15 protein-coding genes and 1 pseudogene are annotated in these 14,524 nt (G+C 68.9%); 3 read left to right on the forward strand and 13 right to left on the reverse strand.

The annotated features are described in order from the left end of the window. Positions 1–194: 194 nt before the first annotated feature. Positions 195–531, reverse strand: a pseudogene (locus tag ACFVXJ_RS00215) (response regulator); the annotation flags it as partial. Between the two features lie 71 nt (positions 532–602). On the opposite strand from ACFVXJ_RS00215, the gene ACFVXJ_RS00220 reads away from it, so the two are divergent. Next, positions 603–1,400 carry a maleylpyruvate isomerase family mycothiol-dependent enzyme gene (locus ACFVXJ_RS00220; RefSeq protein WP_389656128.1) on the forward strand — a complete coding sequence of 266 codons (798 nt, stop codon included), beginning with the start codon at positions 603–605 and terminating at the stop codon, positions 1,398–1,400. Between the two features lie 41 nt (positions 1,401–1,441). Here the strand turns inward: ACFVXJ_RS00220 and ACFVXJ_RS00225 are convergent, their stop codons facing one another. After that, positions 1,442–1,786, reverse strand: a complete 345-nt coding sequence (locus ACFVXJ_RS00225) for a zinc ribbon domain-containing protein (protein ID WP_389656131.1) — start codon at positions 1,784–1,786, stop codon at positions 1,442–1,444. Beyond that, positions 1,744–2,238, reverse strand: coding sequence for a hypothetical protein (locus ACFVXJ_RS00230; protein ID WP_389656134.1), 495 nt, complete (start codon positions 2,236–2,238; stop codon positions 1,744–1,746). The genes ACFVXJ_RS00225 and ACFVXJ_RS00230 overlap by 43 nt, the downstream gene beginning before the upstream one ends. Before the next feature lie 355 nt (positions 2,239–2,593). Here ACFVXJ_RS00230 and ACFVXJ_RS00235 point away from each other — a divergent pair, with 355 nt between their 5' ends. Then, positions 2,594–2,935: a HopJ type III effector protein gene (locus ACFVXJ_RS00235; protein ID WP_389656136.1), complete on the forward strand. Its 342-nt coding sequence runs from the start codon at positions 2,594–2,596 to the stop codon at positions 2,933–2,935. A 354-nt stretch (positions 2,936–3,289) separates the two neighbouring features. Here the strand turns inward: ACFVXJ_RS00235 and ACFVXJ_RS00240 are convergent, their stop codons facing one another. From ACFVXJ_RS00240 to ACFVXJ_RS00260, 5 genes are all read right to left on the reverse strand, one after another. Further along, on the reverse strand, positions 3,290–3,484 hold the full coding sequence (locus ACFVXJ_RS00240; protein WP_389656139.1) for a hypothetical protein: 195 nt from the start codon (positions 3,482–3,484) through the stop codon (positions 3,290–3,292). Between the two features lie 304 nt (positions 3,485–3,788). After that, entirely contained in the window at positions 3,789–4,550 is a 762-nt protein-coding gene (locus ACFVXJ_RS00245) for a MerR family transcriptional regulator (RefSeq protein WP_389656142.1), read from the reverse strand. A gap of 597 nt (positions 4,551–5,147) precedes the next feature. After that, entirely contained in the window at positions 5,148–6,098 is a 951-nt protein-coding gene (locus ACFVXJ_RS00250; protein ID WP_389656145.1) for an SDR family NAD(P)-dependent oxidoreductase, read from the reverse strand. A 132-nt stretch (positions 6,099–6,230) separates the two neighbouring features. Then, on the reverse strand, positions 6,231–6,794 hold the full coding sequence (locus tag ACFVXJ_RS00255) for a dihydrofolate reductase family protein (RefSeq protein WP_389656149.1): 564 nt from the start codon (positions 6,792–6,794) through the stop codon (positions 6,231–6,233). 381 nt (positions 6,795–7,175) lie between these two features. Next, entirely contained in the window at positions 7,176–7,739 is a 564-nt protein-coding gene (locus ACFVXJ_RS00260; RefSeq protein WP_389656152.1) for an SMI1/KNR4 family protein, read from the reverse strand. Positions 7,740–8,110: 371 nt separating this feature from the next. Here ACFVXJ_RS00260 and ACFVXJ_RS00265 point away from each other — a divergent pair, with 371 nt between their 5' ends. After that, positions 8,111–8,551 carry a VOC family protein gene (locus ACFVXJ_RS00265; RefSeq protein ID WP_389656155.1) on the forward strand — a complete coding sequence of 147 codons (441 nt, stop codon included), beginning with the start codon at positions 8,111–8,113 and terminating at the stop codon, positions 8,549–8,551. Between the two features lie 421 nt (positions 8,552–8,972). On the opposite strand, the gene ACFVXJ_RS00270 is transcribed toward ACFVXJ_RS00265, so the two are convergent. The 5 genes from ACFVXJ_RS00270 to ACFVXJ_RS00290 form a co-directional block, all read right to left on the reverse strand. Further along, the gene (locus ACFVXJ_RS00270; RefSeq protein ID WP_389656158.1) at positions 8,973–9,698 is read right to left on the reverse strand and encodes an SDR family NAD(P)-dependent oxidoreductase; all 726 of its coding nucleotides are present in this window, start codon (positions 9,696–9,698) and stop codon (positions 8,973–8,975) included. Positions 9,699–10,077: 379 nt separating this feature from the next. Further along, complete coding sequence (locus ACFVXJ_RS00275; RefSeq protein WP_389656161.1) at positions 10,078–10,707, reverse strand: HdeD family acid-resistance protein; 630 nt, start codon at positions 10,705–10,707, stop codon at positions 10,078–10,080. A gap of 572 nt (positions 10,708–11,279) precedes the next feature. Continuing rightward, the gene (locus ACFVXJ_RS00280) at positions 11,280–12,134 is read right to left on the reverse strand and encodes a patatin-like phospholipase family protein (protein WP_389656164.1); all 855 of its coding nucleotides are present in this window, start codon (positions 12,132–12,134) and stop codon (positions 11,280–11,282) included. A gap of 284 nt (positions 12,135–12,418) precedes the next feature. Next, positions 12,419–13,249 carry an alpha/beta fold hydrolase gene (locus tag ACFVXJ_RS00285; protein ID WP_389656167.1) on the reverse strand — a complete coding sequence of 277 codons (831 nt, stop codon included), beginning with the start codon at positions 13,247–13,249 and terminating at the stop codon, positions 12,419–12,421. Between the two features lie 241 nt (positions 13,250–13,490). After that, positions 13,491–14,282 (reverse strand): alpha/beta fold hydrolase, encoded by a 792-nt coding sequence (locus tag ACFVXJ_RS00290; RefSeq protein WP_389656170.1) that lies wholly within the window; start codon positions 14,280–14,282, stop codon positions 13,491–13,493. Positions 14,283–14,524 lie beyond the last annotated feature (242 nt).

The following is a 14,524-nucleotide window of genomic DNA, read 5'->3' on the forward strand; positions in this document are numbered from 1 at the left end:
CACCGCGGGCTCGTGGCCGCACGCCACGGCGGTGCGCCGATCACCGCCGATCCGGGGTCGCTTCTGCCCGCCGGTGATGGTGAGGCACCCAAGAGGGCGGAGGCGGCTCCGGCGGCGCGGGGCCGTGCGGCTGACGGCCAAGGCGTTGGCGTTGCCGATCAGCAGGCCGGGGCCGGAGGCCAGGAGGAACGGCACCGCGCAGACGACGGGGAGGCCGGGCCGGCCGGGCGGTCCGGTGGCAAGGCGGGGCAAGCGAGGGTCTGGAGCATCGGGACCGTGACCCGGGGCTGATGAGGATGTCCCCGACCATCGCCGCCCTGACGCCCTGGATGAGCAGTCCGGAGCCCGAGCGCTTGAGCAGGAACCCGCAGGCGCCGTCGTGCAGTGCCGTGCGTACGTAGTCCTCGTGGTCGAAGGTGGTGACGACGAGACGCGCATCGGGTCGGGAACGCCGGGGCCCGCGAGGCGCCGGGTGACTTCGAGGCCGTCCAGGCCCGGCATCCGGATGCGGTGGGAGGCGAGGACGACGTCCGCAATGGCCAACCGGCGGCGACTGTGAAAATCCCTGTCCGATCACCGGAGCACGGTGATAGACATTCGGCGTGGAACAGAATCTTGAGTTCTCTGAGTTGCTTCGACTGATCGATGAACGGTCGATCGCCTTCCGCGCCGCGGTCGCCGCCGCGCCCAGTCTCGACGCACAGGTGCCGACCTGCCCCGACTGGACGCTGTTCGATCTGGTGAAGCACCTGGGTGGGGGAGACCGTTTCTGGGCCGCCATCGTCGGCGCGGGGCCTGCCGACGCTCCCCCGGCCGAGGCCGCCGCTGCGCGCGCCGCTCTGGAAGTGCCGCGGGAACGTGAGGCCCTGCTGGCCTGGCTGGCCGCGTCGACGCAGCTTCTGCTGAGCGCCCTGCGGGAGGCGGGCCCGGACGCCGGCTGCTGGGCGTGGTGGAGTGCCCTGCAGACGCCGCGGACCGCCGGCGGAGTCGCCCGGCACCGGGCCCAGGAGACCGCGGTGCACACCTACGACGCCCAGCTTGCCGCGGGCGCCCCGCAGCCGCTGCCGGCCGAGGTCGCCCTCGACGGTGTCGAGGAGTTCCTGTTCACCTGCGTCGCGACGCCCAGCGCCTGGCCGCACAAGCCCGCGGCCTTCGACTTCCACACCGCCGAGGGCCGCTCGTGGCGCCTCACGGTCGACGGCGACGGCGCACGCTCCACCCGCATCCCCGCACCCACTGCCGCGACCGGCGAGGACTCGGACACAGCCGGCGTCTCCATCCACGGCACGGCCAGTGACTTGGTCATCTACTTGTACGACCGTATCCCGGCCGACTCCTTGCACGTTGACGGAGACGCAGGGCTGCTCGATCTGCTCCGCGCCTGGGAGCCGGAGGAGTAGGACTCGACTTCCGCTCCCTCCCTAAAGGGAGGGGATTCCTACTACGGTCGGCTGACCGTCTCGGTGGGTTTCCGCTTCTTCGCGCTGTGCAGGGACAGGTCCCGGTCTTGCCCCCGCTCGACAGGCCGATACCGCAAGTCATGCGGCTTTGGCGGCGTTTGACCGCCGCGTTGATGTCCCGGTCCAGCCACGTCCCGCATGCCTGGCACTGCCAGAGGCGGGACGTGGAGGGGCTTGGGGCCGTCCTTGACACCGCACCGCGAGCACACCTGAGAGGTCGGCTCGAACCGTTCGACGCGTACGAGGGTGCGCCCGTACCGGGCGGCCTTGTACTCCAGCATCCTCACGAACGACGACCACCCGGCGTCGTGAATCGTCTTGGCCATGCGCGTGCGAGCGAGTCCCCTGACCGCTTGGTGAGTGCCGGCGGCAGGCCGAGGACGGCGTCGGCGGCGTGGGTGATGTCCTCGCCGGCCAGGCCGTCGCCGCCGGTGAGGAGCTGAACGAGCCGAACCCGGTACCGGGCGGCCACCGCGAGGCCGTCGCGCTTCGGCTCCATGCACCACCCGGCCACCGGGTGCCGGAGACGCCGTTCCAGCCCTGAGGCCCACTCGGCGAGCTCGTCGGCGTCGAAGACGTTGTCGAGGAAGAGCATCGGCACCGAGTGCGGCACGTCGCCCTGCACGGCCCCACCCGCCACCTTCCCGGTCGGCGACTCGGCAAGTACGTCGTCCGGATAGGCATCCTCATAGGCCGCGATGGCGCGCAGCAGCCCGTCGTACTCGTCGTCACCGAGCGGGGAGGGCCTGTCGCCGTAGTACGCGGCCGACGCCGCCACGGCGGTGTCACGACCTCCACGTAGGCGGCAGAAGAGAGCAGGGCACTGATTTCGGCCACGAAGGTCATCATCCTGCCCCGCATTGGCAACGCCCAGTCCGACCTGGACTTGCCGCGGCACGCGAGCGACTCACCCTGCGGGACGGCGGGAACGGCAACGGCCGGCTGATCGGCACCGTCCTCGCGGTCGATCGCCCGGACGGAACGGCTCTCGGCGGGTGCCGCCGCAGATGGCGCCCTGCGGAGATGCCGCTCGTTCCGACGGGTGGCGCAATTCATAGCGTCCGGGCTTACAGGGGTATTGTCGTCCGGTCACGGGCGGCAATCGGACGTCTGTTCAACCCCGGGGAATCGACATGACTGATCTGAACTCGCTGCGGGCAAGCCTTGCGTCAGGTGAGCACGAGTTCGCCGACACCTTGGCCTTCATCGCCGCGCATTACGAGTACCAGCCCCAGGCGTTCCGCAACGGCGACCTGGAGAATGCCGCCGGCGAGAACGAGGGGTCCTGCAAGACGCTGGGACTGGCCCTGCTGGAAGGGCTGAGCGACCAAGAAGCGCTGCTGGCATTCGGTGAGCACTACCGCAGCGTGCTGGCGACGCCGAACGACACCGATCACGGCAACATTCGCAACCTCATGGCCCATGGCCTGGCAGGGGTGAGCTTCGCCGGGCAACCGTTGGCCCGCAAGAGCTGAGCGGCGACGTCCGGTCGAGCACCAAAGGTCACGCCCACCACCCCGTCCTCAAGCCGCCGCCCAGCACCCTCTCCGTCCAAGGCCGGGACCCCGCGCGGAGATGCAGAGTGCCTGAAGCAGCCTGAGGGAAGCTCACTGCGATCAGGTAGGCGGCGCTACCCCGACGACAGTCCGGGCCGGCGAGGAGACGCCTGAGTTCCAACACGACGAGGGCACCTCCCACTCCGGGGCGCGAGGCACTGCGATCGAGGGTCTTCTCCATGATGTGCACCACCTCGCACTCCGTGGATACCGTTCCGCCAGTACCTCCTGCATGCGTGCGCTCGGATGGTGGGGGCCTGTGCCCGTCGACGGTCACAGGAGGTGGTGCAGGGCCATCGCCATCATGGTGAGCGCGCCGACCATGAAGATGCCGCCGACCAGTTTCGGCAAGACGTCGTTGACAAACTGGTCGTCAGGGCGCTCCCGATGAGGGATTCGACCGGTGAAGATGCACCAGCCCAGCACGAAGCCCCCGGGCGCCATAAGCGCCACGACTAGATTAGTCATGCATTTCCCCCTTTACCGCTGCGGTGGCCAGGGCAGGCAGGCAGGCGGTGTAAGTAGCGTGGAGCGCGGCCATCGACGGTAGCGGCGGCACGCGGATCACGTTCAAGATGCGTCGCTGACGGCGAGAGGTTGCGGCGGTCCCCTGCACTGCCGCAACCTCCCGCTGCCGACGCAACGTGGGAGTGGTCGTCACCGAAGACATGCCATCACCCGTTGGAACACCAAGAACCCGCGCAGAACGCCCGGCCAAGGAACTCCGCCAGTTAGTACCGGAAGCCTGTGGCCTCCTGGCGGAGCCCGCGGATCAGCTCAGGCGGGCGTCGGCGTATACGGCCATCGCGTCGCGCTGGTAGGTGGCAAGGCCCTCGGCGATCTTGTCGAAGTTCTGGCGGAACTGCGGGTCATCGACGTAGGTCTGGGCCAGTCCCTTGTAAGCGGTCGCGTTCGGAGTCCAGAACCGGCAGACACCCCGGTAGTGGGCATCGATCTCCGCCTGCACCGCAGGATCCGCCACCTGGGTGCCGGCCGCCATGAACTCGGCGATGCGGATCATCTGTGCCGTCACCTCACGCTGCCACTGCTCCATGTCCTCGGCGGTGAGCGTCTCGATGACCTGCCGGGACTGCTCCCACGCCTGCGGCCACCGCTCGCGCGCCTCGTCCGACTGGCGTGTGCCGTCGAATCCCTCGAACAGGTTCTCCGGCCTGTTGATCTTCTTCATGTCGTCCTTGACCCTTGCTTCCTCGAGTTCGGCGATGGTGCGGGCGACGGTGCGGGCCAGCGTGGCCAGGCGGTCCCGCTCGGCAACCAGCCGCAGGTGGTGCGCCCGTAGGGCCTCCACCTGGTCGACCTGCTCCGCCAGCACCGCACCGATCTCCACCAGTCCAAGGCCCAGCTCCCGCATCACGAGGATCTGCTGCAACCGCAGCAACTCCCCCTCCTCGTAATAGCGGTAGCCATTGCTGCCGACCCAAGCCGGAGGCAACAGGCCCACCTCGTCGTAATGGCGCAGCGTCCGCGACGTCACTCCCGACATCCGGGCCACCTCCGCGATCGACCAAGCCATCACCGTCTCCCATCCCGACCGGACTGTCCGGCCACACACGACCGTAGAAGTTGACGCAACGGCAAAGTCAACCTTCCCACCACGCGCGGGGACACCACACCGACGTCCCTCCGCAGCAACAAGCAACACTCGACCACACCTTGTCGCCGGAAGCCCACGCGCGTATTCCCGGGCGCAGCGCCTACTTGTCCGCCTCGCACGTGGACTTACGGGTGGCACGCGTGGCGCACTCGTAGTGCGGACAGTCCGAGGGGCAGAAATTCGCCCCGTTCGCATGCAGGGGTGAAGCGGGCTTCCCGTCGTCGCCCGGTACGCCATCAACACAGACGAGACACTCACGTGACGGAGATGCGGAGCTACACCTACAGTCCCCGTTCCCCATTCCCGCAGGGCGCACTTCACCGGGCTGAAGACCACTCGGCGCCTGGTTTTTCAGCGGTCCGCGAGTGCGCGGCGAGCGGATATGCGTACCGTTCTGACCGTTCGGGGGACCACATGGCGCAGCAAGGGACCATCGCGATAGAGCACATGGATGGATCGGCCGCTGTGCAGAGCGAGGGCGCGTTCAAGCTGATCCCAACCCGGTTGTGCCGGGCGCTATGCAATAACGGCATCGAGGTCGAGGCCGGTCAGATCACAACTCGCCGCCCACAACCGCGCCGCGATCGAGGTGTCGGCGAGGTGGTCCCACACCGGTTCGCTTCGGGGCTCGCCGCGCAGACCGAAGAGGCGCGGCCCCCACAACTGGCCTCCCCGCACGATCGGGTCGAGCACGGCCCGCACTGCGGGCCATGCGCCGGCGTCCTTGCCTTGGACGACGAGGGCCGCGGGTGCCGCGCTCAGCCGTGCGCCGAGAGTTCGCGCATGGAGTGGTGGCCGTGAGGGGGTGAGAGAGTCCAGCGCGCCGCCCGGATGGACCACCACGCTGGCCACCGTGCTGCCCGCGACGCGCAGCCGACGGTCGAGTTCCACGCCGAAGTACATCTGCGCCAGCTTGGAGCGTCCGTAGGTGCGCTTGGGCCGGTAGTCCTTCCGGGACTGCAGGTCGTCCGGATCGAGCCGCTCGGACTTGGCCGCGAAGCTGCCCATGGTCACAATGCGGGCTGTCGGCGCGGCGGACAGCAGCGGCATGAGCCGCTCGGTCAACGCGAAGTGCCCCAGGTGGTTCGTACCGAACATGAGCTCATGACCGTCCGCGGTCGCCCGTCGCGGCGGGTCGTCGAGCGCGACGCCGGCGTTGTGCACCACCGCGTCGAGGCGTTCCACCTCAAGTGCTTCCACCGTCGTTGCGAGCGAGGACAGATCGGCAAGGTCCAGTTGCACGGACCGCACTCGGGCGCCCGGGACACGCGTGTGGATGGAAGCCATCGCAGCCTCGGCCTTCGTGGTACTCCGGCTGCCCAATATCACGACGGCCCCGGTTGCCGACAACTGCTCCGCGACGAAGTACCCGATGCCGGCGTTGCCCCCGGTGACCAGGAACACGCTGCCGTCGGCACGCGGCAGTCGTTGGACATCCCAGGGCGGAGTGGAAGGCGTGGACCACATGGCGAGGGGCTCCCCTGCTGGCGAGGCTGGTACGGCCGCCCTGTTGGGCGACCCGACACCCATGGTTCCAACAGCCACCGACACATCGTCTACAGATCACCGACACCGCGAGGCACTCGGCGGATGACCCGGCTAGCGCGCCACGCGGTAGCGGAGGTAGACGACTCCTGAGCCGAAGGTGCGGGTCTCGACGAGTGCGAGATCCACCCGCCGCTCGTGCCGGGGGAAGAACGGAACGCCACCGCCAAGCAGCACCGGGTAGACCCTGGCCCGGTACTCGTCGATCAGACCCAAGGCGGCCGCCTCGGCGGCGAGAGCCGCGCCGCCGATCGCGATGTCACCCTCTACCGGCTCGGCCCGCCACCGCTCGATCTCCTCCGCCAGGCCGCCGGAGGCCAGGCGGGCATTGCCCTGGACCGCCGAGAGCGTGGTGGAGAACACCACTTTGGGGAGCCGCTTCCAGATCGCGGCGAATTCGAGCGTTGAGAAGTCGAGCGATGGATTCTGATCGGCGGTCTCCCAGTACAGCATCGTCTCGTACAGACGTCGTCCCAACAGATGGACGCCGACCTCCCGCACCTCGTCCGTGGCGAGGCGAAAGACCTCCTCGTCGGGCTCCGTCCATTCGAAGCCGCCGTCCGGCCCGACGATGTAGCCGTCAAGTGAGACACTCATCGAATAGGTCACGCTGTGCATCGGAAGTCCTCCTTGCTGACGGGTTCGACGGTACGACTGCCGGACGCCTCAGGACTCGTCGCGACTCGCCGCACCCCGCGGGCAGAGTCACCTCACGAGATCACCTCGTAGAAATCCTCACTGGCCTCAGCTATCGGCCCCGTCCGACCATCGGGGATGCACAGCCATGCGCGGTGGCCGCAACGGCTCATCCTGGCGATCGCAGTGACGCTTCGTACGCCTCGCACATGGAGGCATGGATGCGTCCCATGTCATTGATGTGGTAGCCGTTCGCCCGGGCCTGAGCCGCATCGATGCGGTCTCCACTTCCAGTCGGCCGAGTACGGCGCTCAGGCAAGTGCGCCGGCGGCGAACCGAAGCGTCGAGAGCCGCCGGACGATGTCAGTGCCGGGACGCTCCACGTGTCTGGTCGGCCGTCGCGAAGCGGTGCTCCGTTGGCTTCAGTACGTCGTAGAGGTGGCCGAAGTAGTCCGTCTCCGCCGTTCCGGCGAGTACCGCCAGCAGGAACTCCAAGCACCCCATGTCGTGGTGCTCCCATAGCGGGCCCCGCCCCTCGTTGTAGAGCACGGTCCACTCATCGGGATGCCGACCGGGCCGCGCCAGCCAGTACAGGAAGGCCCCCGTCCCCTCCTCGAATGCCCACGGCAGGACCCGCGCCCCTGCCTCCATCAGGCCGGCGGGCTTCGCCTCGAACTCCCAAAGGCCGGCCAGGATCTCGTCCCGTTCCATCGTCTGCGCGTGCAGGTTGCAGTCGTCGTCGGCGGAGTCGGGGACGAGCAGCCGGATCGTCTCGTCGAAGACGCCGCCGCCGTACGTCTCGACCAGCCGCTTGTAATCGGCGGGCAGAGCTACACCCACGGCACGCTCGATCTGCGCCCAGTCCACCGCGGGCGGCGGATCGGCGGGCGGCGGGCAAAGGCGGACGAGGGCATCGAGGTCGGTCACGCAACGGACGCTACTGGAACCCCAGCCGGTGCCCGCGGGCGGGTCGCCAGGGCACGCAAAGATCCGTATCGGCTCCTGTCGACAAGCGCCTCACCCGGGAGCAGTTCGGGCGGGAGGAGACAAGGCGTGCGCGATGGACGCATTGAAAAGCGGCGACGTCGGCGGCTGATCGTCTTCATGGGAGTGCCCACCTGCGCCACACTTACCCTCGGTGGTGGCGCCTGGCTCGCGGGTCTGCTGTAGCGGTGCTGAGGCGCGCTCCGCACTTTTTTCGAAGTTCGGCGGTCTGCGTGTCGAGAGCGTGCCACCGGCTCCCTCCCGGGGACATCAGCGACCACCACCGGCCGCACGAGGATGAAGGAGAAACCGGCATGGCGATTCAGCGGATGGACAACGTCGGCATCGTCGTCGAGGACATGGATGCCGCCATCGCGTTTTTCTTGGAGCTCGGCATGGAGCTGGAGGGCCGGGCGGAGGTTGCGGGTGTCTTCGCCGACCAGTGCACCGGCCTCGACGGCGTCCGCTGTGACATCGCGATGGTCCGCACCCCGGACGGTCACAGCCGGCTCGAGCTGGCGAAATACCACAGCCCCGCGGTGATCAGTGCCGGGCCGCGCAACCGGCCGCACAACATTCCGGGCACGCACCGCGTCATGTTCGCCGTTGACGACATCGAGGACACGGTTGCCCGCCTACGCCCTCACGGCGCCGAACTCCTCGGCGAGATCGCCCGATTCGAGGACAGCTACCGGCTCTGCTACATCCGCGGCCCGGAGGGCATCATCATCGGACTGGCCGAGCAACTGCGCTGACGTCGTTCCCCGAGTCCCGAAGGTCTCCCAGGTGGAGTCCATCCGCCGAACCCGGGTGGTGCTCCGCGCCTTGTGCCGTTGGTCGCACGCCGGACGGCGTGAGTGCCGAAGTCCTCGGCGCCAGGGTTGCGGCCGACGCCTTCCTGCCCCAGCTGCGGGAGCCTGCTGTTCACCGGCCGCGGCCTCGCGCTGTTCCCTGTCCGCAGTACACGTCGCTGTCCGTCGGCAAGGCCGCGCTGCGCGCGTACAGGTTGAGGTATGCCTGGGCGGTCGGGGCCACATCGAAGCACCGAAGATCATCGCTCCGACCGATCCGATCATCCGCCTGTCGGCGGCCTGCGTCTGCGGCTCGCACCTGTGCCCCTCGTGCCGTCACCCCTGCACACGGATCGCGGACGGGATGACCGGTCGGCGTCCGGCTTCACAGGTCGATGCCCGTTTCTTCGGCCAACGTTTGCAGGAGGCGGTCCTGGAACGCTTCGTCGTGCACTGCCCGGTGCGGCTGCATGCGCTCGCCGTGATACCAGTACCCGCCGGTGGTGAGGGCCTGGGGTTCATCGCTGGAGACGAGCCACTCCTGTGTGCGATGCCCGAGCTCCAAGTCGTCCGGTGCGGCCGGACCGCCCATTTTGGTGGGCACCCAGCCCGGATCGACCGCGTTGCTGAGCACACCGGGGCGCAGGCGTGCCACGGCGGCCGCGAGCGCCGTGACGTACAGCTTGCTGTCGGAGTACGAGCCCGCGCTGTCGCCCCGCCAGTCGACTCCGTCGAGCCGGGGGTGTCCACCGAAGTGCGAGCCACTGCTCAAGTAGACCAGCCGTCGCGGTCCGCGCAGCAGGGAAGTGAGCAGGTACGGGGCGACGATATTGACCGGCATGACCGCCGGCCCGCTCCACACGCCGGCGTTGTGGATGACCGCGTCCAACGGGCTGGTGGCGTTCAGCTCGGCGGCGATGCGCTGAACGGCATCCCGCTCCGTGAAGTCCCCTGTGACGAGGTGCGCCCCGCGCGTCACCAGTGCTGCCAGGCCCGCTGCACGTTCTTGGTCGCGGGCGTGCACGACGATGTCATGGCCCTGGGACAGCAGCTTATCCGCGGCGGCACGTCCGAGACCGTCCGTGGAACCGGTGACCAGGATCCGACTCACGAGCGCACCGCCCCTGAGGCCCGCACCGTCGGAGCTTGGCGCCCGGAGACAGACATCGGCGCGGTCCGTGCCGCGGCTCGCGGCCCGGCAACGCCGTCAGGCGCTCGGACGGTCGTCGTGTTCTGCTCGCCGGGGCCGGGGCCGGTAGCGCCGTGAGCCTGCGTGACTCCTCGCACGGGGACGCCTCCCTTCGTTCGTGGTCGCCTGCTCAAGGGTGAAAGGCACCGCCGATCCGGGCGCTGCGGCAGGGCCGCCTTTTGACGGTGCCGTGATGGCGCGGAGCTCGTCCATGGCGCAATAGCCGTCGGCAACCTGATCCAGCGGCCTCCGCGTGCACCTCGTCCGAGAGGCGGTCTCGTAGAGCGTTCTCCACAGACCGTCAATGCCCGGCGCTCACCCCTGGGACGGGGGCGTGATTCCGGCGGGTAGCGGAGCGCAATGCGAAGGCCAGCACCACTTCGAACACGCCGAGCAGGACGAGCCACAGGCCCAACAGCCGCGTCAGGGCGACCGCCGAGTCCACCGGGAAGCAGAGCACCACGATTCCGGCGACGGCGCCGAGGGCGCCCAGGCCGAAGAGCAGGCCGCGATGCACGAACGCGCGGTTGGCGATCGCGACGTACGCCGTGAGCACTCCGGTCAGCAACCAGAACATTCCGACGATCAAGGACAGCGCGGCGATGGTCTGCATCGGATGCCGCAGCACCAGGACGCCCGCCAGGAACGCCAGCATGGCGATCAGTATGGCCGCCAGTCGGCTGCCGCCCCGATCGCTGCTGTGCGAGAAGGCCGTGACGAAACGGAAGCCACCCGCCACCAAGAGCTGCAGACCGATGATCACGGCCAGGATGTGCAGCGTCTCATCGGGCCAGACCAACACCAGAATGCCCGGGACCAGGTTCGCGAGGGCGAAGCCGAGCGCCCAGTGCCATGAGCTTCCGACCTGTTCGAGGAAGTCCTCGGGGTCGTTCTGCGTGTGCGGCGGTGTCGCGTCGGGGGATACGGTCATCACGCCTCCCGGGCCGGTCGGACGGCCGGCCCGTAGAGGACCTCGAAGCCGCCGGACATACCTCGTCCACCTTGAGCCCATTTTATTCCGCAGTGGTGTACTTCGCCGCTCCGGCAAGTGGGCCCATGCGCCAAGGCCGGGGGCGGGGCGGACCCCCACGTCCCGGTGTCCACGGCCATGCGCCGATTCGACCTCGCACACAGAGTGCAGGTTCCGCCTGCGGGGCCCTTCCACGAACTCTCAGGAGGGGTTTACCGGGACCAGCCCTCACGGCGCGGGCGCTCGCGGGATCCGACGATCGCGCAGCAGTCCGCGAGGGGCCGCCTGCACGCACGGCGGAACAGACCACCGCCCTCCAACGTCGGCCGCACACCGCTCCAAGACAAGCCGAGACGACGGGGCACTTCACGGCCGTCGGCGAGCCACTGCCACTCCACCGCATCGTAGATCGGCACCGACCGCCTCTCGCACGAACGACGCCGCCGACCACGCCGGTTCGTGTGGTTGCCGGTAGGACCGGGGGCTGAGGGGGGCCGACGAGTCGCAGCGTCACTTCGGAGATCGGGCCGCGTTCAGTCCGTGTCGGATCCGGCTTTCCACGCGAGGCGGAGTTGCTCTGCGGCGTCGGCGGCTTGGTGAAGACCCGCTTGGTAGGCCGGTTCCCAGGCCGTGCGGTCGTTGAGGTCCGAGCCGAATGCGCGTATTGAGTCCGGGTCGGGTTCGATGGTCACTACTGTGTGGGCGCCGGCGACCGCGAGCTCCTGGTGGAGCAGTTCGCGGGGGAACAGGTGCGCCTGTGGGTCGATCACGACGAGCGTACGGGCTCCGGCTGCGAGGTCTGCGTTGGTCGCCGATCGCAGGGAGCCGTCCATGTATCGACGGCCGTTGATGGTGATCGGTGGGTAGATGCCCGGAAAGGCCGTGCTTGCCGCCACGGCTGAGGGTAGTGGTGCGCCACTGGCATGGTCGAGAACTTCCGGTTTGCCGGTCCCGGCGTCCATAGCGGTGATGAGCAGTTTCCGGTCCGGCCACTGGCTTGCGCGGGTCATGGCGCACATCCGGGCGACATGTGCCTGCTCGGGGCCGGTCTCGGCGGCGAGCGCGAGCCGGCCCACTCGATGCCACGCTTCGGCCGGGTTCGAGGCGGCATTGCCGAGTATGCCAAACACCTCGCCCAGCCGGCGCCCGTCCACTTGGGGCGGGGCGCTGTCGGAGTCGGCAGGACGTACGGGGGTGGCGAGCCGGCTGGGGTCTTGGCCGGTGGCCAGCAGTGCGGCGAGGATCGCGCCTGCTGAGGTGCCGACGATCAGATCGGCCTCGCCGAGATTCACCCCGCGGCGGCGCAGTCCGCCGGCAAGCCCAGCCATCCAGGCCGTGCCGACGAGTCCTCCGGCGCCCAGTGCGAGTGCCCGGTCAAGTGAGTGCACGACTGCCCCCTCCCATTATTGAAACTGGCTGTCGCAAGGTCCACGGCGACCGTGCCGAGCCGGCTCAGGTCTTCGGTCGCGCACTGCGCACCATGGTCTTCCAGGGTGGTCATGAAAGACGCCAGGATTGCCGCCAAGCCGCGGTCGCCCGGTATGCGATGGGCGAGCAACTTGTAGGGTGCGGTGAACGGGCCTCTGCCGGCTCAGGGTTCGCGCCCGCGTGTCGGCGGGCGCGATAGGTGAACGGTTCCGCTGCTCCGAACATCGTGCTCAGGAAATCCTGCTCAGGTACGGGCGAAGGCGCGCAGGTCGTCGTTCAGGCGGTCCGCGTGGGTCGCGAACAGCCCGTGGCCCGCGTTCTCGTACATGTGGAGTGTCGCGCCCGGGATCAGGGCGGCTGTACGGCGGCCCGTGAGGTCGAGCGGGGCGGAGGCGTCGGCGGACCCGTGTACGACGAGAACCGGGCGGTCGATCTTGGTCAGCTCCGGAACGAGATTCAGTGAGGGCAGAAGGTCGTTGAGGGCCGTCCCGGCCCGTGCCGACGCTCCGTGGCAGAGGTTCACCATGTGCGCCACGTACGCGTCGGACACTGCGGGGCCCGGAAGATGGCGGGCGAAGAAGGCGTCCGCCCCGTCGGCGAAGAACTTCGCCCGATCCTGCCGGAAGGTCTCGTTGAACGCGCGGATGAGCTCTGGGTCCAGTCCCTCGGCGTGATCCGAAGACCGGGCCGGCCCAGGCACCACTCCGCTGACGAGAACGACCCGGGCCACCCGCTCACCACCGCCGAGAGTCAGGTGGCGGACGACCTCGGCGGTGCCGAGAGAGTGTCCGACCAGCGTGACGTCGAGCAGGTCCAGGTGGTCGAGCAGGGCACCCAGATCCCCGGCCAGCGTATCGAGGTCGAAGCCGCCCCAGACGTCCTCGGACCTGCCGTGTCCCCTGCGGTCGAACCCCACGCACCGGAACCCCTCGGCCGCCAGCGGCAGCATCTGGTACTCCCACATCTCGGTGCTGAAGTAGGAGCTGTTGACGAAGACGATGACGGGGCCGCTCGCCGGGCCGTAGTCGACGAAGTGCAGGCGGGTGTGATCGGTCGTGGACTCGAAGTACGGCATGAGGGGGGTCCTTTCGTGACGCGGCTTGGGGGTGCGGCACCATCCTCGCCCGGCGCCACACGCCGGGCCATTACCTGCGAGGTCATGGTTGAGGCGGCTCCCGGGCCGCAGGGACCACCGCCGGCGGAGGCGGGTTGGCCGGGATGTGCGGGACGACGATGACGCAGGGATTGGGTAGGTTCTTCCGACTCGTCCACGTAGCCTCGGCGGCCGGGGCCGGCGGACCGGTCATGAGGGTGGGTCAGATGCCCGCGAGGAACTCCCGGACCGCGGTGGCGAAGCCCTCGGGGTCGGTCTGCTGGACGAAGTGGTCGGTGTCCAGCGGTCGGTAGACCGTGCCGGGGCGTGTGGAGCACATGGCCTGGGCCTGTTCGGCGGGCAGGACCTGGCTGCGCAGCCCGTGGATCAGGAGCGCGGGGCAGTCGGTGGCGAGCCACTGTTTCCAGTGGTCGCCGTGGACGAGGTTCTCGGAGTCGACGGTGTCCTGCGGGTGGAAAGGCAGCCGCCAACCGGCGCCGCCGGGCAGCGGGCGCAGGACGGGGCCGAGAACGGCGGCGAGGGGTCCGCAGGCGGCGGCCAGTTCCTCGCGGGTGGCAGCGGTGTAGGGGAAGTCGAGTACGAAGGCGAGGGGGCTGGTTCCGTGGTCGGGGAGGTCGACGGCGGTGTCGACGTTGATCAGGGCCTCGACCAGTTCCGGGCGTTCGGCGGCCAGGTGGTAGGCGTTGATCGCGCCGAGGGAGTGGCCGAGGAAGGCCGCCCGGTCGATGTCGAGGTGGTCCAGGAGGGCAAGGAGGTCGGCGAGGTAGCCGGTGCGCGTGTAATCGGGGGCCCGGTCGGAGTCGCCGTGGCCGCGTTGGTCGGGGGCGATCACCCGCCACTCCGGGCCGAGGGCGGAGGCCAGGGCGGCGAAGGAGGCACCTTCGGAGAGGTGGCCGTGCAGTGCCACGAGGGGGCGACCGGCGCCGCCGTAGTCCAGGTAGGACAGGGCGCGACCGTCGAAGGTCATGGTGGCACGGGTGGGCTGGGTGGTCATCGCGGTGATGCTCCCTTGGTTCGAGGTGCGGTGCGGGCAGGGGGTGTTCTTACCGAGATCGACTATACAAGCGTATAACTCAATTGTTCAATACGTTCGTATAGCCGAGTTCGGTGGGCTGGAGCCAGGGGCCGCGACGGTGCATTGGCGCGTAGCAGGCAGACCAACCCCGTCATGAAGACGAACCGAGCACCGCGCAGAAGCGGGCAGCGTGCGGCATCCGTAGAGGCCCCCCGGCGTCC

Origin of the sequence: Streptomyces sp. NPDC058279 (genome assembly GCF_042881255.1) — a bacterium.
GTDB lineage: Bacteria > Actinomycetota > Actinomycetes > Streptomycetales > Streptomycetaceae > Streptomyces.